Consider the following 19,620-nt stretch of genomic DNA (forward strand, 5'->3'; position numbering starts at 1 on the left):
ACGTGCCGGTGACAATGCGGGGGGCCGGGGCCGGGTGGAGCCGGACTGTCAGTGGGGCGTGGCAGGATCGGGGACGTGGCAGAAACAGCAGCGAAGAAGAAGTCCGAGACCGCGGCGGCGAAGGGCGGCCAGGCCGGTGGTGAGCGGCGCCCGCTCCTGATGCTCATGGACGGGCACTCCTTGGCGTACCGGGCGTTCTTCGCGCTGCCCGCGGAGAATTTCACGACCGCGACGGGCCAGCCGACGAACGCGATCTACGGCTTCGCGTCGATGCTGGCGAACACGCTGCGCGACGAGGCGCCCACGCACTTCGCGGTGGCGTTCGACGTGTCGCGCAAGACGTGGCGCTCCACGGAGTTCCCGGAGTACAAGGCGAACCGTTCCAAGACCCCCGACGAGTTCAAGGGGCAGGTCGAGCTGATCGGCGAGATGCTCGACGCGATGCACGCGGAGCGGTTCGCGGTCGACGGGTTCGAGGCGGACGACGTGATCGCCACGCTGGCCACGCAGGCGGAGGCGGCCGGTTTTGACGTGCTGATCGTCACGGGTGACCGTGACTCCTTCCAGCTGATCACGGACCACGTGACGGTGCTGTATCCGACGAAGGGCGTCTCTGAGCTCACGCGCTTCACGCCGGAGAAGGTCCAGGAGAAGTACGGGCTGTCCCCGAGTCAGTACCCCGACTTCGCGGCGTTGCGCGGCGACCCGTCGGACAACCTGCCCGGCATCCCCGGGGTCGGCGAGAAGACCGCCGCGAAGTGGATCAACCAGTTCGGTTCGTTCGCCGACCTCGTCGAGCGTGCCGAGGAGGTCAAGGGCAAGGCGGGGCAGAACTTCCGCGACCACCTGGAGTCGGTCAAGCTGAACCGTGTCCTGACGGAGATGGTGCGCGACGTCGAACTGCCCAAGACAGTCACCGACTTGGAGCGCGCTCCGTACGACCGGACGGCGCTCGCGATGGTCCTGGACACCCTGGAGATCCGCAATCCGTCGTTGCGTGAGCGGCTGCTCGCCGTCGACCCGGGTGCGGAGGAGGCCGAGCAGGCTCCGGCCGAGCCGGGTGTGGAGCTGGACGGGTCGGTGCTCGGCGCGGGCGGGCTCGCGCCGTGGCTGGCGGAGCACGGCAACGCGATCCTGGGGCTCGCCACGGTCGACACGTGGCAGCTCGGCACGGGCACGGTCACCGAGGTCGCGCTGGCCGCGGCCGGCGGTGCGGCCGCCTGGTTCGACCCGGCGACGCTGGACGAGGCCGACGAGAACGCGTTCGCCGCGTGGATCGCCGACCCGACCAAGCCGAAGGTCCTGCACAACGCCAAGGGCGTCATGCGGGTCTTCCCCGAGCACGGGTGGACGGTGGCGGGCGTCACCATGGACACGGCCCTCGCCGCGTACCTGGTGAAGCCCGGTCGGCGCTCCTTCGCGCTGGACGCGCTGTCCCTGGAGTACCTGGGCCGTGAGCTGGCGCCCGCCTCCGCGGCCGACGGACAGCTCGCGTTCGGTACGGAGGAGGACGACCGGGCCGAGGCCGACTCCCTGATGTCGCAGGCCCGCACCATCCTCGACCTCGGCACCGCCTTCGGCGAGAAGCTGACGGAGGTCGGCGCGAGCGACCTCCTCACGGACATCGAGCTGCCGACGTCGGCGCTCCTGGCCCGCCTGGAGCGGCACGGCATCGCCGCGGACCGTGAGCATCTGCAGGCCATGGAGCAGCAGTTCGCCGGCGCGGTGCAGCAGGCCGTGAAGGAGGCGCACGCGGCGGCGGGCCACGAGTTCAACCTGGGCTCTCCCAAGCAACTGCAGGAAGTCCTCTTCGGGGAGCTGAACCTCCCCAAGACGAAGAAGACGAAGACCGGATACACCACGGACGCGGACGCGCTGGCGTGGCTCGCGGCGCAGACCGAGAACGAACTGCCGGTCATCATGCTGCGCCACCGCGAGCAGGCGAAGCTGCGCGTCACGGTCGAGGGCCTGATCAAGACCACCGCCGCGGACGGCCGCATCCACACCACGTTCAACCAGACGGTGGCGGCGACGGGCCGGCTCTCCTCCACGGACCCGAACCTGCAGAACATCCCGGTCCGTACGGACGAGGGCCGGGCGATCCGCCGCGGCTTCGTGGTCGGCGAGGGCTTCGAGTCCCTCATGACGGCGGACTACAGCCAGATCGAACTGCGCGTGATGGCGCACCTGTCCGAGGACGAGGGTCTCCTGGAGGCGTTCTCCTCCGGAGAGGACCTGCACACGACGGTCGCCTCGCAAGTCTTCGGCGTGGACGGCTCGGCGGTCGACGCGGAGATGCGCCGCAAGATCAAGGCGATGTCGTACGGCTTGGCGTACGGCTTGTCGGCGTTCGGTCTCTCCCAGCAGCTGAACATCGAGGCGGGCGAGGCGCGTGCGCTCATGGACACGTACTTCGAACGGTTCGGTGGAGTACGCGACTATCTCCGCCGCGCGGTCGACGAGGCCCGCGCCACGGGCTACACGGAGACGATGCTGGGCCGTCGGCGCTATCTCCCCGACCTGAACAGCGACAACCGCCAGCGCCGCGAGATGGCGGAGCGGATGGCTCTGAACGCGCCGATCCAGGGCACGGCGGCGGACATCGTCAAGATCGCGATGCTGAACGTCCACGGGGCGCTCACGGAGGCGAAGCTCGACTCCCGCATGCTGCTCCAGGTCCACGACGAAATCGTCCTGGAGATCGCTCCGGGCGAGCGGGCGAAGGTGGAGGAGCTGGTTCGCCGGGAGATGGCGGGGGCGGTGTCGCTTCGAGCGCCGTTGGATGTGTCGGTGGGGGTCGGTCCGAACTGGGAGTCCGCAGCGCACTAGCCCTCCCGGGCCGGGGATCGGTGGGTGCGAACTCGGCTGCCGGCCCGTTGTGGCCGTTCGCGCAGTTCCTCGCGCCCCCCAGGGGCGCGAGGAACTGCGCGACAAGCCACAACGCACCCGCACTCAACAGACGCCCGGTTTTAGGGGCGCGGGGAACTGCGCGATCGACCACGACGCACCCGCACCCGACAGGCGGCCCGTATTTAAGGGGCGCGGGGAACTGCGCGGTCGGGCACCGTCGGACGCGCGGCGGGAGTGTGGTCTCACCCGCGTGGCCCCCAAGGAGGCGCCCCCCTGACCCCCCAGGGTCAGGATGACCGCATGGCTTCTCACCTGCGCAACTGCCGCGCAGCCTTCGCCGCGGCGCTCACGACGGCCCTCCTGGCCCCCATACCCGTAACCGCCGCCGAGGCCAGCAGGCCTCAGCAGGGCAGCAGCGCCGCCCTCTGCACGGCGGACCAGGACCGCACTCTCGCCGCCCGGATGTCCAAGGACATCCGGGCGGCGCTGTCGTCCAGGGCGGGCAGCGTCTCCGTCGCCGTCCACGACACCCGCACCGGCCTCGCCTGTCACCTCGCCGCGAACCGGCGCTACGACGCGGCGAGCGTCACCAAGGTCCTGATGATGGAGGCCGCGCTGCGCCGCGCGCAGGAGTGGAGCCGCAACCTCACCGCGTGGGAGCGCCGCCGCATCCGCCCCATGATCACCACGTCGGACAACACCGCGGCGGGACGGCTCTGGAACGACCTGGGCCACCCCTACCTCAACCGTTTCCTGCGCCGCGTGGGCACGACGTCCACCACGCTCGGCCCGTACGGCCGTTGGGGCCTGACCCGGACCACCGCGGCCGACCAGATGCGGCTCCTCGGCGTGCTGACGGGGGCCCGTCACGCACGTGACGTACTGAAGGAGCGTGCGCGCGCCTACGGTCTGCGGCAGATGGCCGACGTGCGGCGCGACCAGCGCTGGGGGGTGCCCGCCGGCATGCCGCACGGTGTCCGCGCCCACCTCAAGAACGGCTGGCTGCCCCGCGCCACCCTCGGCTGGCGCGTGCACAGCGTCGGGGTGTTCAAGGGCGCGGGACGGACGTACCGGATCGTCGTGCTCAGCCATGGGAACCCGACGATGGCGTACGGCGTGCGGACCGTCGAGCGCATCGCGCAGGCCGTGCACCGCGGCCTGAACAAGGGCCGCGCTGCCGGGCAGGGGCTGACCCCGGAGAGCGAGATCAGTGAGGTCCCGGACGGCTCGGTGGAGCCGGACGGGGAGACGTGGGACCCCGCTGCGTAACAGAGCTGTCGCGGCCGCCAGGCCAACCGGTAAAAACCGGGCACGAACGGGTGCCTGGGCGCGTGAAGTTGTCGTAGTGTCGGCTGAGTCGATCCACTGAGAGCACGCGCGTGCGAAAGCAGGCGTGTACGCGCAGGACTGCTGCGCGGCCGTAGAAGAAGCGTGCACCGGGGGTGGGGCGACGCGCAACAGTCGTCAATGGGGAGGGGTGGCTCGGTCATGGCGCCGGTAATCGGCAGGCGGCTGCGCAGAGGAACGGTGACCGCCGCGGTGGCCGCGGCGGCGGTGGCGGCCCTCGCCGCGTCGCAGGCACCGGGCGTGACGGATGTGGGGCGTGAGGGTCCTGCCGCGGGCGCGGCCGACACCCCGCCGCCGTCCGGCGATTCGGCGACCGGTGACTCCCCGTACTACACCGATCTGCCGCGCCTGAAGAGCCCCGTCCCGCCGACCGCTCCGAACGGGGGCGACAAGGAGGACGAGACGGGCCTGCCGGCCACGGTCCTCGACGCGTACAAGAAGGCCGAAACGGCCCTCAACAAGGACAAGCCCGGCTGCAACCTGCCCTGGCAACTCCTCGCCGCCATCGGCAAGGTGGAGTCCGGCCAGGCCCGCGGCGGCAACGTCGACGCGAACGGCACGACGATCAAGCCGATCCTCGGCCCGCCCCTGAACGGCAACGGCTTCGCGAAGATCACCGACACGGACAAGGGCGCGTACGACAACGACACCACGCACGACCGTGCCGTCGGCCCGATGCAGTTCATTCCGTCGACGTGGGCGACCTGGGGCCAGGACGGCAACGGCGACGGCGACAAGGACCCCAACAACATCTACGACGCGGCGCTCGCCGCGGGCCGTTACCTGTGCGCGAACGGCCGCGACCTGTCCGTCGAGGCCGACCTGCACAAGGCGATCCTGAGCTACAACCGGTCGACGGACTACCTGCACACGGTCCTGTCGTGGCTGGAGGCCTACCGCAGGGGCACTCACGAGGTTCCCGACGGCACGGGTGTCCTGCCGGACGACCGCAGCGACACCCGCTACCCGGGCCTGCGTCCGGACCCGACCCCGTCGCACACGCCGTCGCCCAAGCCGAAGCCGCGGCCGGGCAGCGGCAACGGCAAGCCGGGGAACGGCAACGGCGGCGGCAGCACCAAGCCGAAGCCGCCGGGTGGCGGCGGTTCGCACAAGCCCACGCCCGCGGACGTCGACGCGCTGGCGAACGCCGGGACGGGCGACCTCGTCGCCAAGACGGGCAGCGCCTTCGGCGAGCGCGTCGCGGTGCGCGCCCTGAGCGAGTCCGGCGACTTCGTGCCCAAGGTGAAGGTGCGGTTCACCGTGTCCGGCGACACGGACGCCCGCTTCGAGGGTGGCGTGCGGAGTGTCACCGTCACCACGAACTCCCAGGGCAAGGCCACCGCGCCGGTCTTGAAGGCGGGGCAGAAGGCCGGCGAGTTCGTCGTGCAGGCCCGGGTCCCGGGCAAGGCGGCGTCCCGTGTCGACTTCGAGGCGCGGGCCCTCGCCCGCGTCGCCGACGCGCTCGCCAGGACCGGTGACAAGCCGCTGGTCTGCGAGACGGGCAAGGAGTTCGCCGAGCAGGTCGAGGTCAAGGCGACGCACAAGGGCAAGGTCGCGGACGGCGTCGCGGCGACCGCCACGATGATCAAGTCGGCGACGGACGCGTCCGCCAACGACAAGGGCCCGTACTTCAAGGGTACGGACGGCAAGCCGGTCCGTACCCTGACGGGGCTGAAGACCGACGCGAACGGCGTGCTGAAGCTCCCGAAGATGTACGCGGACGACGCGGCGGGCACGTACCTCCTGCGCATCGTCACCGAGGGCGGCGCCACGCTGACCGTCGAGCTGAAGGTGACCGCGCCGGAGCCCGACGCGACGCCGTCGCCGTCGGACTCCACCGACGGCAGTGCCTCGCCCAGCGCGTCCCCGAGCGCCTCGCCCGGCGCCTGACCCTGGCGGGCCCGAGCGGCCCGCCCCGCGACTCCACAGGACCGCCCCTCCGCCGACCACGGCGGAGGGGCGGTCCCGTGTTTGTGCAACGTGTTCTCATCTCGCCCGTCCGTTGCTACGGTGCCCGGCCTGACGACCTATCAGTTCCGGCCGTACGCCGAATCGGGAGGCCCCGCATGCGCGCTCTCATCGCCGCCGCCGCAGGTCTCGCCGTCGCGCTCGCCCTGGTCCTGACCATCACGGCGATCGGCGCCCCACCGGGCGAGACGTCCCCCGAGCCGCTCCTCACCACTGTCCCCAAGCACCCATAGACGTAGGGAGGGCCGCCGCGATGCGCCGCAAGGCCAGCCTCGTCCTGCTCGCGTTCGCCGTGTTCTGCACGGCCATGTCCCCGCTCATGCGCTGGTACGCGTTCCCGCGGCTCGCGAAGATCCCGCCGAGCCAGTACCAGGAGGCGGTCCTGGAGGCGAACGACCCGACCCTCATCGACTACGGCTCCATGAAGGCCAAGAAGATCGACAAGGTCACCATCGTGCAGACCCTCAAGGGCAACGTCGAGGCCTCCGAGAAGATCGAGAAGACCGCCGACCGCGACGTCGTGGTCTGGGACGCGCTCTCCTACGTCCAGGACGACGACGGCAAGATGGTCTCCAAGATCCCCGAGCGGTACATCTTCGACGCGCACAGCCAGGAACCCGTCCACGCCACCGGGGAAGCGGTCGACGGGGACCCCGTCAAACGCGAGGGCATCGAGTTCAAGTGGCCCTTCCTCACCGAGAAGCGGGACTACGAGTACTTCGACGCGCAGGCCCGCATCACCCGCCCCATCCACTACAAGGGCACCCAGAACTTCCGCGGCCTGAAGGTCTATTACTTCGAGCAGACCATCCCCTGGACCAAAGTGCCCTTCCCCAAGACGATGCCCGTCAAAGGCATCACTCCGGAGTCCCTCGCCAAGACGGGCACCACCCGCTGGTACACCACCGTCCGCAAGTTCTGGGTCGAACCCACCACCGGAGCGCCCGTCTACGGAGAGGAGATCCAGAACAACGAACTCCGCGGCGGCACGCTCCTGGGCGACCGCGACAAGGTCACCGTCTTCTCCGGGCACGTGAAGATGCGCGAGGACTACATCAAGGACACCGTCGACCTGGTCAAGTCCCAGCGCGTCCTGGTCCTCCTGCTGACCTCGTACCTCCCCTGGGGCTTCCTCGGCACCGGCATCCTCCTGCTGGCCCTCTCCCTCTGGCTCGAGGCCCGCAGCCGCAGGCCGGGCGACCCGGCCCCCACGGCGGAGAGCGACCCCGAACCGGAGCCCGTCAACGCCTAGGGAACCGGCCCGGGAGCCTCAGCCCTCGGAACCCCGCGCGGCCTGCCGGGCCTTGGTGTAGCGGGTCGGCTCGGCCGTCGCCGGGTCCTCGGGCCACGGGTGCTTCGGGTAGCGGCCGCGCAGGTCGGCGCGGACCGCGCGGTAGCCGGAACGCCAGAAGGAGGCCAGGTCCGCGGTGACGGCCGCGGGGCGCCCCGCGGGGGACAGGAGGTGGACGACGACGGGGACCGTGCCGTCCGCGACGCGCGGGGTCTCGGCGAGGCCGAACATCTCCTGCAGCTTGACGGCGAGCACCGGCTGTCCCGGGTCGGAGTAGTCGAGCCGGATCCTGGACCCGCTCGGCACCTCCAGGCGCTCGGGGGCGAGCTCGTCCAGACGCGTCGCCTCACCCGTCGCCCACGGCAGCAGCCGCCCGAGCCCCTGCCCGGCGTCGATCCGCGCCAGGTCGGCCCGGCGCCGTGCCCTGGACAGTTCCGGCTCCAGCCACTCGTCCACGCGCGCGTGGAGCGCGTCCTCCGATACGTCGGGCCAGGGCGCCCCGAGGTGGCGGTGCAGGAACGCGAGCCGCTCCCGCAGCTCCCACGCGCCCCGCGACCACTTCAGGAGCCCCGTCCCCTCCTCCCGCAGCCCGGTCAGCAGCGCCTCCCGCACCAGCCGCGGAGCGGACTCCTTCAAGGGGCGCACCGCGAGCTCCACCGCGCCGAGCCGCTCCACGTGCCGCGCCACCACGTCGCCGCCGCTCCACGCCACCTCGTCGCCCTCGGAGTACAGCGGGGCCGCCGCTTCACGCGCCACGTCCTCGTCGACGTGCCCCGCGAGCAGCACGCGCGCGTGGCCCGCACCCAGCGGACGGTCGGCGACGGCCACCGCGAGCCACCGCGCCCCGGACAGCGCGGACCCCTGCCGCACCTCGGCCCGGGTCCCGCCCGCCATCAGATACGTCCCGCCGCCCACACTCCTGGCCACCCGCTCCGGAAAAGCGAGGGCCGCCACCAGGCCGGCCGCGTACTCGTCGCTCCCGTCCCCCTTGGACGCCCCGCCAGGTGCCGACGACGCCAGGCGCCGTGCCTCGGTCCGCCACCGCGACCCGTACGCGTCCGTGCCGCCGCGCGCCGCCCGCCACGCGGCCGCCAGATCGTCCCCGTACTCGCGCGGCGGCTCCTCGCTCAGGAGAGCCACCACTTCAGCCGCACGCCGGGTGCCGACGACGGGAGCCGCGTCGAGCAGGGCCCGCGCGAGGCGGGGATGCAGCCCCACCCGGGACATCCGCGTCCCCCGCTCCGTCGCCCGGCCCGTCTCCGCGTCCACCGCCCCGACCGCCGCGAGCACCTCACGGGCCGCCGCCATCGCACCGCCCGGCGGGGGATCGAGGAGTGCGAGCCCGGCGGCGTCGGGATCGCCCCAGCACGCCGCCTGCAGCGCGAACGCCGCGAGATCGGCCACCTTGATCTCCGGGGCGGGAAAACGCGGCAGACGCCCGTCCTCCGCCTCGGCCCAGCACCGGTACACGGCCCCCGGCGCCTCACGCCCGGCACGCCCTGCCCGCTGCCGCCCCGCCGCCTGCGAGGCCCGCACTGTCGTCAGCGCGCTCAGCCCCCGCGCGTGGTCCACCCGCGGCTCCCGTGCCAGCCCCGAGTCCACCACGACCCGCACCCCGGGCACCGTCAACGACGACTCCGCCACCGACGTCGCGAGCACCACGCGCCGGACCGCGGAACCGGCGAGCACCGCGTCCTGCACCGCCGCGGGCGCCCGCCCGTGCACCTGCAGCACCTCCACGTCGCCGAGGCCCGTCAGCTGCCCGGCGACCCGCGCGATCTCGCCGACCCCGGGGAGGAAACACAGGACATCCCCGTCCCGCTCGGCCAGCGCCCTCCGCACGACCGACGCCACGTGGGACAGCAGCGCCGGATCGACCCGCATCCCGTGCGGCGGCCGCACCGCGCGCGGCGGTGGCGCCCACACCACCTCCACGGGGTGCGCGGTCCCGCGCGCCTCGACCACGGGCGCGTCCCCGAGGAGCCGCGCCCAGCCCTCCGCGTCGGTCGTCGCGGACGCCGCGACCAGACGCAGCTCGGGCCGCAGCGCCGCCCGCACGTCCACCAGGAACGCCGCCACGGTGTCCGCGTCCAGATGCCGTTCGTGGCACTCGTCGAGGATGACCACGTCGACACCGGACAGCTCCTGGTCCCGCTGGAGCCGCTGCAGCAGGACACCGGTCGTGACGACCTCCACGCGCGTGCGCGCGCCCACCACGCGCTCGCCGCGCACGGTGTAGCCGACGCTGTCGCCCACCTTCTCGCCGAGCAGCCACGCCATCCGCCGCGCCGCCGCCCGCGCCGCGATCCGCCGCGGCTCGGCCACGACGACGCGGCGTGCTCCTCGCGAGGCGTCGAGCAGCCCGGCCAGGTCCAGCGGCACCAGCGTCGTCTTGCCCGTCCCCGGTGGGGCACACAGCACGGCGCTGCCCGGCCCCTCCAGAGCGGAGCGGAGGGCGGGCAGCGCGTCGCGTACCGGCAGGTCCAGTGCTTCGTTACGGAGACCGATCACGTACTCAGTCTCGTACGCACACGTAGATGGCCGTCCCCGGGATCAGGTTTCCGCGCAGCGGGGACCAGCCGCCCCACTCCTGGGTGTTCCAGGCGGGCCACTCCGGCTCCACGATGTCGACGAGGCGGAGCCCGGCGGCCACGATGTCCCGCACGCGGTCGCCGATCGTCCTGTGGTGCTCCACGTAGACGGCGTTGCCCTGCTCGTCCTGCTCGACGTAAGGAGTGCGGTCGAAATAGGAGGCCGCTACGGAGAGGCCTTCCGGGCCCGGCTCGTCCGGGAACGCCCAGCGGATGGGGTGCGTCGCGGAGAAGACGAAGCGGCCGCCGGGCCGCAGCACGCGCCGCACCTCCTTGAGGACCTGCACGGCGTCGGCGACGAAGGGCATCACGCCGTAGGCGGAGCAGACGACGTCGAAGGAGTTGTCCTTGAAGGGGAGCACTCCTGCGTCGGCCTGCACCAAGGGAACGTTTCCGCCGATCCGCAGCGCGTGCTGGAGCTGGCGGTGCGAGAGGTCGAGCGCGACCGGCCGCGCGCCCTGCGAGACCAGCCAGCGCGAGCACTGGGCGGCGCCGGCGCCGATCTCCAGGATGTCCTTGCCCTTGAGCTCCTCGGGCGGACCGAGCAGTTCCGCTTCCACCTCGTCGAGCCCTTCGGGACCCCACACGAAACGGTCGTCCCCGAGGAACGTGCCGTGCTCGATCTGGTAGTCGTCGGCATTCCGGTCCCACCAGCCGCGGTTCGCGCGACTGCTCTCCGTGACGTCGGCGTCACGCCGGGTGGCCTCGGGTTCGGGCAGCTCGGACTCTTGGATGATCGGCTCCATCGTCGTACTCTTCCGTGTCTTCCGTCGAAACCTCGTCGCGAAGGGGGCGCGGTGCGGCCCGTGTGGCCTCATGCGACAGGTTTTGTGCCGGGTATGCGGCGATCCGCCCCGGGTGTGCGCCTTCGCGCATTGACCCTGTCCGGCTGCCCCCGTATGCTACAAGTTGCGCTGCGAGCCTGCGCTCCTCAGACATAGCAGGCTGCGCTCGCGTCTGTTGCATGTCCCCTCGGTTGTCGAGGCGCCTTCCGTTTCGCGGAAGTCGCGTCTCCAAGGCTGTCCGGCTTCTACAGAGTGCGAAATCGGCTCCGGCGTTGCAGTACCTACGACTTCAATGTCCGTACCGGAGCCCTTACCCACATGACGAGCAGCACCGAGACCACCGCCACCACCCCGCAGGTAGCGGTCAACGACATCGGTAACGAGGAAGCCTTCCTCGCCGCGATCGACGAGACGATCAAGTACTTCAACGACGGCGACATCGTCGACGGCGTCATCGTGAAGGTCGACCGGGACGAGGTCCTGCTCGACATCGGTTACAAGACCGAAGGCGTCATCCCCAGCCGCGAGCTCTCCATCAAGCACGACGTCGACCCGAACGAGGTCGTCGCCGTCGGTGACGAGATCGAGGCCCTGGTTCTCCAGAAGGAGGACAAGGAAGGCCGTCTGATCCTGTCCAAGAAGCGCGCTCAGTACGAGCGTGCCTGGGGCACGATCGAGAAGATCAAGGAAGAAGACGGCATCGTCACCGGTACCGTCATCGAGGTCGTCAAGGGTGGTCTCATCCTCGACATCGGCCTCCGTGGCTTCCTGCCGGCCTCCCTCGTCGAGATGCGCCGCGTCCGCGACCTTCAGCCCTACGTGGGCAAGGAGCTCGAGGCCAAGATCATCGAGCTGGACAAGAACCGCAACAACGTGGTCCTGTCCCGCCGTGCCTGGCTCGAGCAGACCCAGAGCGAGGTCCGCCAGACCTTCCTCACGACCCTGCAGAAGGGTCAGGTCCGCTCCGGCGTCGTTTCCTCGATCGTCAACTTCGGTGCGTTCGTGGACCTCGGCGGTGTCGACGGTCTCGTGCACGTCTCCGAGCTCTCCTGGAAGCACATCGACCACCCCTCCGAGGTTGTCGAGGTCGGCCAGGAAGTCACCGTCGAGGTTCTCGACGTGGACATGGACCGCGAGCGTGTCTCCCTGTCGCTCAAGGCGACGCAGGAAGACCCGTGGCAGCAGTTCGCCCGCACGCACCAGATCGGGCAGGTCGTTCCCGGTAAGGTCACCAAGCTCGTTCCGTTCGGTGCGTTCGTGCGCGTCGACGAGGGCATCGAGGGCCTGGTCCACATCTCCGAGCTGGCCGAGCGCCACGTGGAGATCCCGGAGCAGGTCGTCCAGGTCAACGACGAGATCTTCGTCAAGGTCATCGACATCGACCTCGAGCGTCGCCGGATCTCGCTGTCGCTGAAGCAGGCCAACGAGTCCTTCGGCGCCGACCCGTCGGCCGTCGAGTTCGACCCGACCCTGTACGGCATGGCCGCGTCCTACGACGACCAGGGCAACTACATCTACCCCGAGGGCTTCGACCCCGAGACGAACGACTGGCTCGAGGGCTTCGAGACCCAGCGCGAGGCTTGGGAGGGCCAGTACGCCGAGGCGCAGCAGCGCTTCGAGCAGCACCAGGCCCAGGTCATCAAGTCCCGCGAGGCGGACGCCCAGGCCGAGGCCGAGGGTGCGGCGGCTCCGGCCGGCGCGGCCCCGTCCGCCGGTACCGGCGGCGGCGGTTCGTACTCCTCGGAGTCGGACGACAACTCCGGCGCCCTTGCTTCCGACGAGGCGCTCGCCGCGCTGCGCGAGAAGCTTGCCGGTGGCCAGAGCTGAGGCTCGCCTCTAGGCGGTAGCAGTTGAACGTTGCGGGCCCGTACCTCTTCGGAGGTGCGGGCCCGCTTCTTTTCGTTTCGGGTGCGGCTCTGTGGGGGGCTGGGCGCGCAGTTCCCCGCGCCCCTAAAGAGCTCGTCCCTGCTGGACGTTGCTCTTTAGGGCGTCACCTCGACGTTCGTCAGGCCCTTGCCGCCCGTCACCGTGTTGCTCGCGTGGACCGTCGTCCTGCACGACCCGCTCTGGTTCGTCACGTTGATCGCCAGCTGCTTGTCGCCCGTCGCGCCGGTCAGGGTGGACCTGTTGCCGCGGAAGACCGTGCCGCAGCCCCAGCCGGACTGCTGGGAGTGCGTCTCATAGCCGTTGTTCGTGGTGTTCTTGCCCGTGTTGTTCTCGATGACGTAGTCGTTGCCCTTCACGTCGATCCACGAGTCGTCGTAGTGGTTGCCGGTCAGGCCCTTGCCGTCGAACGTGTTGCCCGAGACCTTGCCGCCCGTGGTGCCCTCCTTGAGGTCGACCGCCTCGCCGCCCACGTCCGGGCCGATGGTGTTGCCGAGGATCTGGACACGGTCGCTCTTGTCGGAGAGCGTGTTGGCGGTGCCTACGTAGACGCCCTCTCCCATGCCGCGGTCGTCGTTCCCGGTGTCGTAGATCCGTGAGTTCTTGATGACGCCGTCGCTGCTCGACTTACGGAAGTGGACGCCCTCCATGTCGAGGCCGTGGACGGTGACGGTGTCCACGACGGCGCCGCGCGCGGAGTCGATCACGATGCCCTTCTGGCCGCCGGTGACGGTGATTCCCTTCACGGTCCAGTACGCGGCGCCGTTCAGGTGGAGGCCGTAGCCACCGCCGGCCTTGAGCACCGCCTTCGACGAACCGGTCAGCGTGATGCGGGAGTTGGCGCTCGCCGCCACGGAGGTCTTGAAGTTCCCGGAGTACGTTCCGTCGGCTAGGTGGATCGTGTCGCCGGGGGAGGCGTCGCCGAGCGCCGCTTTCAGCTCGGCGGCCGTGGATACCTCGATGGCTCGCGCCCACGGTGATGTCTCGGCCGCCGCGGAGGGCGCGGCCAGGGCTCCTGTGGCGGCTGCTGTGGCGAACAGGGCGGTGAGCAGGGGACGTCGGGTGCGCATGGGGGTGGCCTTCCCGTCGACGGGTCCGATGAGTGTGCATGGAGATGTTCTCGTACGTGAACACTGGATGTGCCTATGAACGTAGAGCTGGGGCATGTCCGCGTCAAGGTATGGACCAGTTCTTCAACTCCGTGGCCGGGCAAGGACGGCCGGGAATGCACGTGACGCTGCGCGTGTTCTTCACTACGAACACGAGGAGGAGCGGTCACAGTGCTTGATCCGCAGGGTTTGTACGCATGGGAGCCGAAGGGCCTCGCCGTCGTCGACATGGCGCTCGCCCAGGAGTCGGCCGGACTTGTCATGCTCTACCACTTCGACGGATACATCGACGCGGGCGAAACCGGCGACCAGATCGTCGAGCGGCTCACGGACAGCCTTCCCGGGCAGGTGGTGGCCACCTTCGACCACGACCGGCTCGTGGACTACCGCGCCCGACGCCCGCTGCTCACCTTCCGCCGCGACCGCTGGAGCGACTACGAGGTGCCGACGCTCGACGTCCGCCTCGTCCAGGACGCCACCGGTGCGCCCTTCCTGCTGCTCTCCGGGCCCGAGCCCGACGTCGAGTGGGAGCGGTTCGCCGCCGCCGTCCAGCAGATCGTGGAGCGGCTCGGCGTGCGCCTCTCCGTGAACTTCCACGGCATCCCCATGGGCGTCCCGCACACGCGCCCCGTGGGCCTCACCCCGCACGGCAACCGCACCGACCTGGTGCCGGGCCACCGCAGCCCCTTCGACGAGGCCCAGGTGCCGGGCAGCGCGGCGTCCCTCGTGGAGTACCGCCTCCTGGAGGCGGGCCACGACGTGCTGGGCGTCGCCGCGCACGTGCCGCACTACATCGCGCGCTCCGCGTACCCCGACGCCGCCCTGACGGTCCTGGAGGCCATCACGGCCGCGACCGGCCTGGTGCTGCCGACCGTCGCCCACGGACTGCGCACCGAGGCGCACCGGACGCAGACCGAGATAGACCGGCAGATCCAGGAGGGCGACGAGGAACTCGTCGCGCTCGTGCAGGGTCTTGAGCACCAGTACGACGCCGCGGCGGGCGCACAGGAGCGGGGCAACATGCTCGCCGAGCCGCTGGACATCCCGTCGGCGGACGAGATCGGCCGTGACTTCGAACGCTTCCTCGCCGAGCGCGAGGGCGACGCGTAACGCCAGGGCCTAAGCTTCCGGGCATGCTGAAAGTTGGCCTGACCGGCGGCATCGGTGCCGGCAAGAGCGAGGTGTCGCGGCTGCTCGTCGCGTCCGGAGCGGTGCTGATCGACGCGGACAAGATCGCGCGGGAGGTCGTGGAGCCCGGAACTCCCGGTCTCGCGGCCGTCGTCGAGACCTTCGGGCCGGAGGTCCTCGCTCCGGACGGCTCGCTCGACCGGCCGAAGCTGGGTGCCGTCGTGTTCGCGGACGCCGACAAACTGGCCGCCCTCAACGCGATCGTGCACCCCTTGGTGGGAGCACGCTCTGCCGAGCTCGAACAGGCCGCGTCCGACGACGCCGTCGTCGTCCACGACGTGCCCCTCCTCGCCGAGAACGGCCTCGCGCCGCTCTACGACCTCGTGATCGTCGTCGACGCGAGCCCCGTGACCCAGTTGGACCGCCTGGTGCGGCTGCGCGGCATGAGCGAAGAGGACGCACGCGCGCGGATGGCCGCCCAGGCCACCCGCGAGAAGCGCCTGGAGATCGCGGACGTCGTGATCGACAACGACGGCCCCCTGGAAGGCCTCTCGGAGCGGGTCGGCGAGGTCTGGGCGGACCTGGAACGAAGGGCACGCGCGTAGCACCCGCACAGCGGCGGCGACAGTCTCGGGGAGGGCGGTGGCAGTGGTCGTTCTGGCGGCGTTCACGGTTCTGGGAGGGCTGGTCGCGGCGCTGGCCGGTGCGTACGGCCTGCGGCGGACGCGGCGCATCAGTGCGGGCGGAGCCGTCACGCAGGCTCTGGTGAAGGCGGCGCTGCCCGGTGCCGAGCGGCCCACGCTGCAGTTCGAGACGGGCGACGGACGCGTCGTCGAGGTGGTGTCGCCCGTACCGCCGAGCCGTCGGGCGCCGCTTGCCGCGGGGGACCGCGTCGGCATCGCGTACGACGTGGAGGACCCGCGCGAGACCGTGCTGATCGGCGGCGAGCGCACCGGCCTCGACCGGGCCTTCGTCGGTGCGGGCGTCGCGCTGATGGTGCTGGGCGCGGTTCTCGCCGTGGCGGTGGGCTGAGGCAGGGAAGTCGGGCGAGCGCAGGGGGGCGTCGGGAAGACAGCGTCACGCGCGCGTGGGGCCCGTGTTCACGCGCGTGCGGAATAGGCCGGGGTGCGGCGGGCGTTGACGCGGGGGAGCGAGGGAAGGAGTCCGGCGTGCCCGAAATCACCCCGGAGACCCATGTCATCGATTTCCGGGCGGCTGAGCAGCTTCTTGCCGCCCGGGACCCGCGCGGCGCGGTGAAACTGCTCGACACCGTCATCGCCGCCCATCCCGAGAACACGGCCGCCCGTCTGCTGCGGGCCCGCGCCTTCTTCGCCGCCGCGCAACTGCGCGCCGCCGAGCTGGAGTTCAGCATCGTCCTGGAGCGTGAGCCGGACAACGCGTTCGCGCACTTCGCGCTGGCCCGCACCTACGAACGCGGGGCGCGGCCCGAGCAGGCCCGCCGCCACTTCCGGCTCGCGGCCGCCCTCGACCCGCAGCCCGAGTACGTGGCGGCGGCCCGCTTCGACGAGGAGTAGGCGAGCGGCGGCGTTCGTCCGGGCTACCGGGCGCCCGGTGGGTCGTACGGCGGTACGTCCCGGCCCGGCTGGTAGTGCGGGCCCTGTCGCATCCGGTGTACGACCCACGCCAGGTCGGCGGCGATCACGACCAGCAGCGCCCCGCACACCGCTGCCCACCCCGTCCTTCCTGCGAGCGCGAAGGCCACGGTGCCGAAGACGGCCCAGGCCAGGCCCCATACGCTGAACCAGAAACGCATCCGCAGGGGACTGCGCGCGGTCAGCGGTTCACTGCCTGTACGCATCATGGGAGGTCATCTCCTCCTTTACAGGATAAAGAGGGTGAGAACGTGCTGGAAGCGCTCAGGGCCGACGAACACCTCGCCGCGTGGCTGAGGGATCTGGAGAGCGCGGGGGAGCCGCGGGCCGCCGCGGTGCTTCCGGACGCCGACGCGCTGCCGGAGGTGCTCCTCGACCTCGCCGTGCCGCACGAGGACATCAACCCGCTCGTGGCGCTGCGCGGCCGGCTGTGGGCGGACCCGGAGGCGCGCCGGCTGCTCGACCGCTGTGTGGACGCCGTCGTGCGCGACATGGGGAAGGTCGTCGGCTGGCAGCCGCCCGTGCCGTCCCGGCTGGCCGAGGTGTGGGGCGAGCTCGGGCGCTGCTTCTTCGTGTACGTGTACGTGGCGGCGCTGGAGCACGTACGCGCGTACCACCACGGCCGCGGCATCCCCGACGACGTCTCGCGGCGCACTCTCGCCGACCTCGGGCGCCATCTGGCCGTGCACCGCAGGGCGCGCGGCAGTCGGGGGCTCCTCGTGCCCGACTGGCTCGGCCTGCACTTCCGGGGCGAGCTCTACCAGTTGGGGCGGCTGCAGTTCCAGCGTGCGGTGCTGGGCGAGCGGATGGGCGGCGCGACCGCGGCGGCCGGGCACCGGGCGGGGCCGGGGGACCTGTGCCTGAACGTCCACATCACCGACTTCCGGGGCGCGCTGACGCCCGAGGCCTGTGACCGGTCGCTGTCTCTGGCCCGGGATTTCTTCGCCCGCCACTTCCCCGAGGAACGATTCGAGACAGCCGTCTGCCACTCCTGGCTGCTCGACCCGCAGCTGCTGGACCACCTTCCCGCCGATTCGAACATCGTCCGCTTCCAGCGGCGATTCCGTCCGGCGGCGGGGTACGGGCAGGAGCCGTCGGACGGCGACCCCGTCGCCTTCGTCTTCGGCGACCGGGACCTTCCCGTGGCCGAACTCCCCAGGCGTACGCGGGTGGAGAGGGCGGTGGGCGACCATCTGCGGGCGGGCGGCCACTGGTACACGGGGCATGGCTGGTTCCCGCTGTAGCCGACGGGACGGCACGGGCGCCGGGAACCGGACGTGCCGCACGCTTCGTTGGGCCGGGCATGAGCGTGGAGATGCGTGAGGGATACGAGGGGACGGGGCCCGGCGCGATCACGCCGGACGGGTGCGCGGTCGAGCTGTACACGCGCCTGTCCGTCGGCGACGAGCCCGATGTCATCGAGGCCGCGGTGCCCGCCGGGGCGCACATCCTGGAACTGGGCTGCGGTGCGGGACGGGTGACCCGCCCGCTCCTGGAGCGGGGTTTCCGGGTGACGGCCGTGGACGAGTCCGCCGAGATGCTGGAGAAGGTCGCCGTGCTCGACGGCGGGGTGCGGACCGTCCGCAGCCCCATCGAGAAGCTCGACCTGGACGAGAAGTTCCCCGTGGTGATGCTCGCGTCGTTCCTCGTACACACGGGGGACGCGGCGGTCCGGCGCGGGATGCTGCGCGTCTGCCGGAACCACGTCACGGACCGGGGCTGCGTGCTGATCCAGCGGGAGGGCGCGGACTACCACACGAACCTGCCGAGAGAGCGGGTCGACCCCGGTGGCTACACGGTGCGGATCGTGTCGGCGACGCCGGTCGGCGACGGCGTGAACGAGGTGCGCGCGGAGTACGTGTTCCCGGACGCCGAATGGACCCAGACGTTCCGCGCCAGACCCCTCGACAAGGAGCAGTTCGAGGCGGCGCTAGCGGAGGCGGGCCTGAAGGTCGACGCGTACCTGACGGACGACGGCACGTGGGTGCGGGCGGTGCCTTTGGCGTGAGGCGACGCCAGCCGGTGCGGGTGGGCCCGCCCGGTCCGGCCGGGCCAGGCCGGTTTCGCAGGGCGGCGCTGGTCCTGCCGGTCCCTGCCGGTCCTGCCGGTCCCTGCCAGTCCTGCCGGTCCCTGCCGGTCCTGCCGGGCCGCGCCGGTCCTCAGGGGTCCTGTCGGTCCTGCCGGGCCGCGCCGGGTTCTCCGGAGTCATGCCGGGCTCGGTCGGTCCTGCGGGCTCTGTCGGTCCCGCCGGCCCCGTCGTTCCCGTGGGGCCCGGCCGGTCTCGCCAGGCCAGGTCGGCTCCGCAGGGCCCTGCCGGTCCCGCCGGGCCGCGCCGGTCCTCCGGGCTCCCGCCGGTTCTGCCGGGCCGCGCCGGTCCTCCGGGACCCGCCGGTCCTCCAAGGCCCGCCCGGGGCCTGGCCCTCCGCTCCCCGGAGGCGTTCCATCTCGCGGCGGTCGCGTTTCGTCGGGCGGCCGGTGCCGCGGTCGCGGATGCCCGCGGGGGCGGCCGCCTCGCGGGGCGGCGGGGGCGGTGAGTTGTCGACGTAGCACTCGACGGCGACGGGCGCGCCGACGCGCTTGCGGATGAGACGCTTCACGACGACGATCCGCTCCCGGCCGCCGGCCTGTCGTACGCGCACATCGTCGCCCACGTGCACGCCGTACGACGGCTTGACGCGCTCCCCGTTGACCCGGACGTGGCCGCCCTTGCACGCGGCGGCACCCGCCGAGCGGGTCTTGGCCAGCCGGACCGACCAGATCCAGCTGTCGACGCGCACGGACCCCTCGCCCCGAGGGCCGGCCCCCGGCCTCGTGCCCGGCGCGTTCTCCGAGCCGTCCATCGGCCCGGTGCCCGGACGGCTGCACGGCTCGGCGGGCGGTCCGCCACCCGAGTCGTCCCCGAGCCCGGCGCCGGAGTCGGAGCCGGAGTCGGAGTCGGCAGGTGGGCCGTCACCCGGACCGGTATCCCGGCCACCCTCCAGCTCCCCGCCCCACGCGCCCTCTCCTGAAATCTCCCAAGCCATGTGTCGACCCTAGTCCCGCTTCGGTGTGGCA

General features: G+C 71.5%; 17 protein-coding genes. 12 read left to right on the plus strand and 5 right to left on the minus strand.

What is annotated here, in order from left to right; translation table 11 throughout:
* The first annotated feature begins 159 nt into the window (after positions 1–159).
* The 5 genes from polA (at position 160) to DEJ48_RS29415 (ending at position 7,417) form a co-directional block, all read left to right on the plus strand.
* Positions 160–2,829: a DNA polymerase I gene (gene polA, locus DEJ48_RS29395; RefSeq protein ID WP_411757552.1), complete on the plus strand. Its 2,670-nt coding sequence runs from the start codon at positions 160–162 to the stop codon at positions 2,827–2,829.
* 321 nt (positions 2,830–3,150) lie between these two features.
* Positions 3,151–4,119: a serine hydrolase gene (locus DEJ48_RS29400; RefSeq protein WP_150219225.1), complete on the plus strand. Its 969-nt coding sequence runs from the start codon at positions 3,151–3,153 to the stop codon at positions 4,117–4,119.
* A gap of 219 nt (positions 4,120–4,338) precedes the next feature.
* Positions 4,339–6,087, plus strand: a complete 1,749-nt coding sequence (locus DEJ48_RS29405) for a lytic murein transglycosylase (protein WP_150219226.1) — start codon at positions 4,339–4,341, stop codon at positions 6,085–6,087.
* A gap of 176 nt (positions 6,088–6,263) precedes the next feature.
* Positions 6,264–6,398 carry an SPW_0924 family protein gene (locus DEJ48_RS29410; protein WP_107098168.1) on the plus strand — a complete coding sequence of 45 codons (135 nt, stop codon included), beginning with the start codon at positions 6,264–6,266 and terminating at the stop codon, positions 6,396–6,398.
* Between the two features lie 20 nt (positions 6,399–6,418).
* On the plus strand, positions 6,419–7,417 hold the full coding sequence (locus DEJ48_RS29415; RefSeq protein WP_150219227.1) for a DUF3068 domain-containing protein: 999 nt from the start codon (positions 6,419–6,421) through the stop codon (positions 7,415–7,417).
* An 18-nt stretch (positions 7,418–7,435) separates the two neighbouring features.
* On the opposite strand, the gene hrpB is transcribed toward DEJ48_RS29415, so the two are convergent.
* Both hrpB and DEJ48_RS29425 read right to left on the minus strand, forming a co-directional pair.
* Positions 7,436–9,967: an ATP-dependent helicase HrpB gene (gene hrpB / locus DEJ48_RS29420; RefSeq protein ID WP_223832245.1), complete on the minus strand. Its 2,532-nt coding sequence runs from the start codon at positions 9,965–9,967 to the stop codon at positions 7,436–7,438.
* 4 nt (positions 9,968–9,971) lie between these two features.
* Positions 9,972–10,793, minus strand: a complete 822-nt coding sequence (locus tag DEJ48_RS29425; RefSeq protein WP_150219228.1) for a class I SAM-dependent methyltransferase — start codon at positions 10,791–10,793, stop codon at positions 9,972–9,974.
* A 357-nt stretch (positions 10,794–11,150) separates the two neighbouring features.
* Between DEJ48_RS29425 and rpsA the strand changes: the two genes are divergently transcribed.
* The gene (gene rpsA, locus DEJ48_RS29430; protein WP_150183547.1) at positions 11,151–12,659 is read left to right on the plus strand and encodes a 30S ribosomal protein S1; all 1,509 of its coding nucleotides are present in this window, start codon (positions 11,151–11,153) and stop codon (positions 12,657–12,659) included.
* A 155-nt stretch (positions 12,660–12,814) separates the two neighbouring features.
* Here the strand turns inward: rpsA and DEJ48_RS29435 are convergent, their stop codons facing one another.
* On the minus strand, positions 12,815–13,786 hold the full coding sequence (locus DEJ48_RS29435; RefSeq protein ID WP_150219229.1) for a right-handed parallel beta-helix repeat-containing protein: 972 nt from the start codon (positions 13,784–13,786) through the stop codon (positions 12,815–12,817).
* Between the two features lie 210 nt (positions 13,787–13,996).
* Here DEJ48_RS29435 and DEJ48_RS29440 point away from each other — a divergent pair, with 210 nt between their 5' ends.
* The 4 genes from DEJ48_RS29440 to DEJ48_RS29455 all read left to right on the plus strand — a co-directional run bounded on the left by DEJ48_RS29440 (position 13,997) and on the right by DEJ48_RS29455 (position 16,488).
* On the plus strand, positions 13,997–14,935 hold the full coding sequence (locus tag DEJ48_RS29440; RefSeq protein ID WP_150219230.1) for a PAC2 family protein: 939 nt from the start codon (positions 13,997–13,999) through the stop codon (positions 14,933–14,935).
* A gap of 23 nt (positions 14,936–14,958) precedes the next feature.
* Positions 14,959–15,558, plus strand: coding sequence for a dephospho-CoA kinase (gene coaE / locus DEJ48_RS29445; protein WP_150219231.1), 600 nt, complete (start codon positions 14,959–14,961; stop codon positions 15,556–15,558).
* A 37-nt stretch (positions 15,559–15,595) separates the two neighbouring features.
* The gene (locus DEJ48_RS29450; protein ID WP_223832246.1) at positions 15,596–15,985 is read left to right on the plus strand and encodes a DUF3592 domain-containing protein; all 390 of its coding nucleotides are present in this window, start codon (positions 15,596–15,598) and stop codon (positions 15,983–15,985) included.
* Positions 15,986–16,122: 137 nt separating this feature from the next.
* Positions 16,123–16,488: a tetratricopeptide repeat protein gene (locus DEJ48_RS29455; RefSeq protein ID WP_150219232.1), complete on the plus strand. Its 366-nt coding sequence runs from the start codon at positions 16,123–16,125 to the stop codon at positions 16,486–16,488.
* Positions 16,489–16,511: 23 nt separating this feature from the next.
* Here DEJ48_RS29455 and DEJ48_RS29460 read toward each other — a convergent pair whose 3' ends face one another.
* Complete coding sequence (locus tag DEJ48_RS29460; RefSeq protein ID WP_150221474.1) at positions 16,512–16,772, minus strand: DUF6343 family protein; 261 nt, start codon at positions 16,770–16,772, stop codon at positions 16,512–16,514.
* A gap of 129 nt (positions 16,773–16,901) precedes the next feature.
* On the opposite strand from DEJ48_RS29460, the gene DEJ48_RS29465 reads away from it, so the two are divergent.
* Positions 16,902–17,810: an acyltransferase domain-containing protein gene (locus DEJ48_RS29465; protein WP_150221475.1), complete on the plus strand. Its 909-nt coding sequence runs from the start codon at positions 16,902–16,904 to the stop codon at positions 17,808–17,810.
* Between the two features lie 71 nt (positions 17,811–17,881).
* Complete coding sequence (locus DEJ48_RS29470) at positions 17,882–18,574, plus strand: class I SAM-dependent methyltransferase (protein WP_150219233.1); 693 nt, start codon at positions 17,882–17,884, stop codon at positions 18,572–18,574.
* 151 nt (positions 18,575–18,725) lie between these two features.
* On the opposite strand, the gene DEJ48_RS29475 is transcribed toward DEJ48_RS29470, so the two are convergent.
* Positions 18,726–19,589: an RNA-binding S4 domain-containing protein gene (locus DEJ48_RS29475; RefSeq protein ID WP_411757494.1), complete on the minus strand. Its 864-nt coding sequence runs from the start codon at positions 19,587–19,589 to the stop codon at positions 18,726–18,728.
* Positions 19,590–19,620 lie beyond the last annotated feature (31 nt).

Origin of the sequence: Streptomyces venezuelae (assembly GCF_008642315.1) — a bacterium.
In the GTDB taxonomy this organism is placed as follows: Bacteria; Actinomycetota; Actinomycetes; order Streptomycetales; family Streptomycetaceae; genus Streptomyces; species Streptomyces venezuelae_D.

Coding starts and splice junctions, on each gene's coding strand:
- polA (WP_411757552.1), top strand. CDS start 160: ATGCTCATGGACGGGCACTCCTTGGCGTACCGGGCGTTCTTCGCGCTG.
- DEJ48_RS29400 (WP_150219225.1), top strand. CDS start 3,151: ATGGCTTCTCACCTGCGCAACTGCCGCGCAGCCTTCGCCGCGGCGCTC.
- DEJ48_RS29405 (WP_150219226.1), top strand. CDS start 4,339: ATGGCGCCGGTAATCGGCAGGCGGCTGCGCAGAGGAACGGTGACCGCC.
- DEJ48_RS29410 (WP_107098168.1), top strand. CDS start 6,264: ATGCGCGCTCTCATCGCCGCCGCCGCAGGTCTCGCCGTCGCGCTCGCC.
- DEJ48_RS29415 (WP_150219227.1), top strand. CDS start 6,419: ATGCGCCGCAAGGCCAGCCTCGTCCTGCTCGCGTTCGCCGTGTTCTGC.
- DEJ48_RS29425 (WP_150219228.1), bottom strand. CDS start 10,793: ATGGAGCCGATCATCCAAGAGTCCGAGCTGCCCGAACCCGAGGCCACC.
- rpsA (WP_150183547.1), top strand. CDS start 11,151: ATGACGAGCAGCACCGAGACCACCGCCACCACCCCGCAGGTAGCGGTC.
- DEJ48_RS29435 (WP_150219229.1), bottom strand. CDS start 13,786: ATGCGCACCCGACGTCCCCTGCTCACCGCCCTGTTCGCCACAGCAGCC.
- coaE (WP_150219231.1), top strand. CDS start 14,959: ATGCTGAAAGTTGGCCTGACCGGCGGCATCGGTGCCGGCAAGAGCGAG.
- DEJ48_RS29460 (WP_150221474.1), bottom strand. CDS start 16,772: ATGCGTACAGGCAGTGAACCGCTGACCGCGCGCAGTCCCCTGCGGATG.
- DEJ48_RS29470 (WP_150219233.1), top strand. CDS start 17,882: ATGCGTGAGGGATACGAGGGGACGGGGCCCGGCGCGATCACGCCGGAC.
- DEJ48_RS29475 (WP_411757494.1), bottom strand. CDS start 19,589: ATGGCTTGGGAGATTTCAGGAGAGGGCGCGTGGGGCGGGGAGCTGGAG.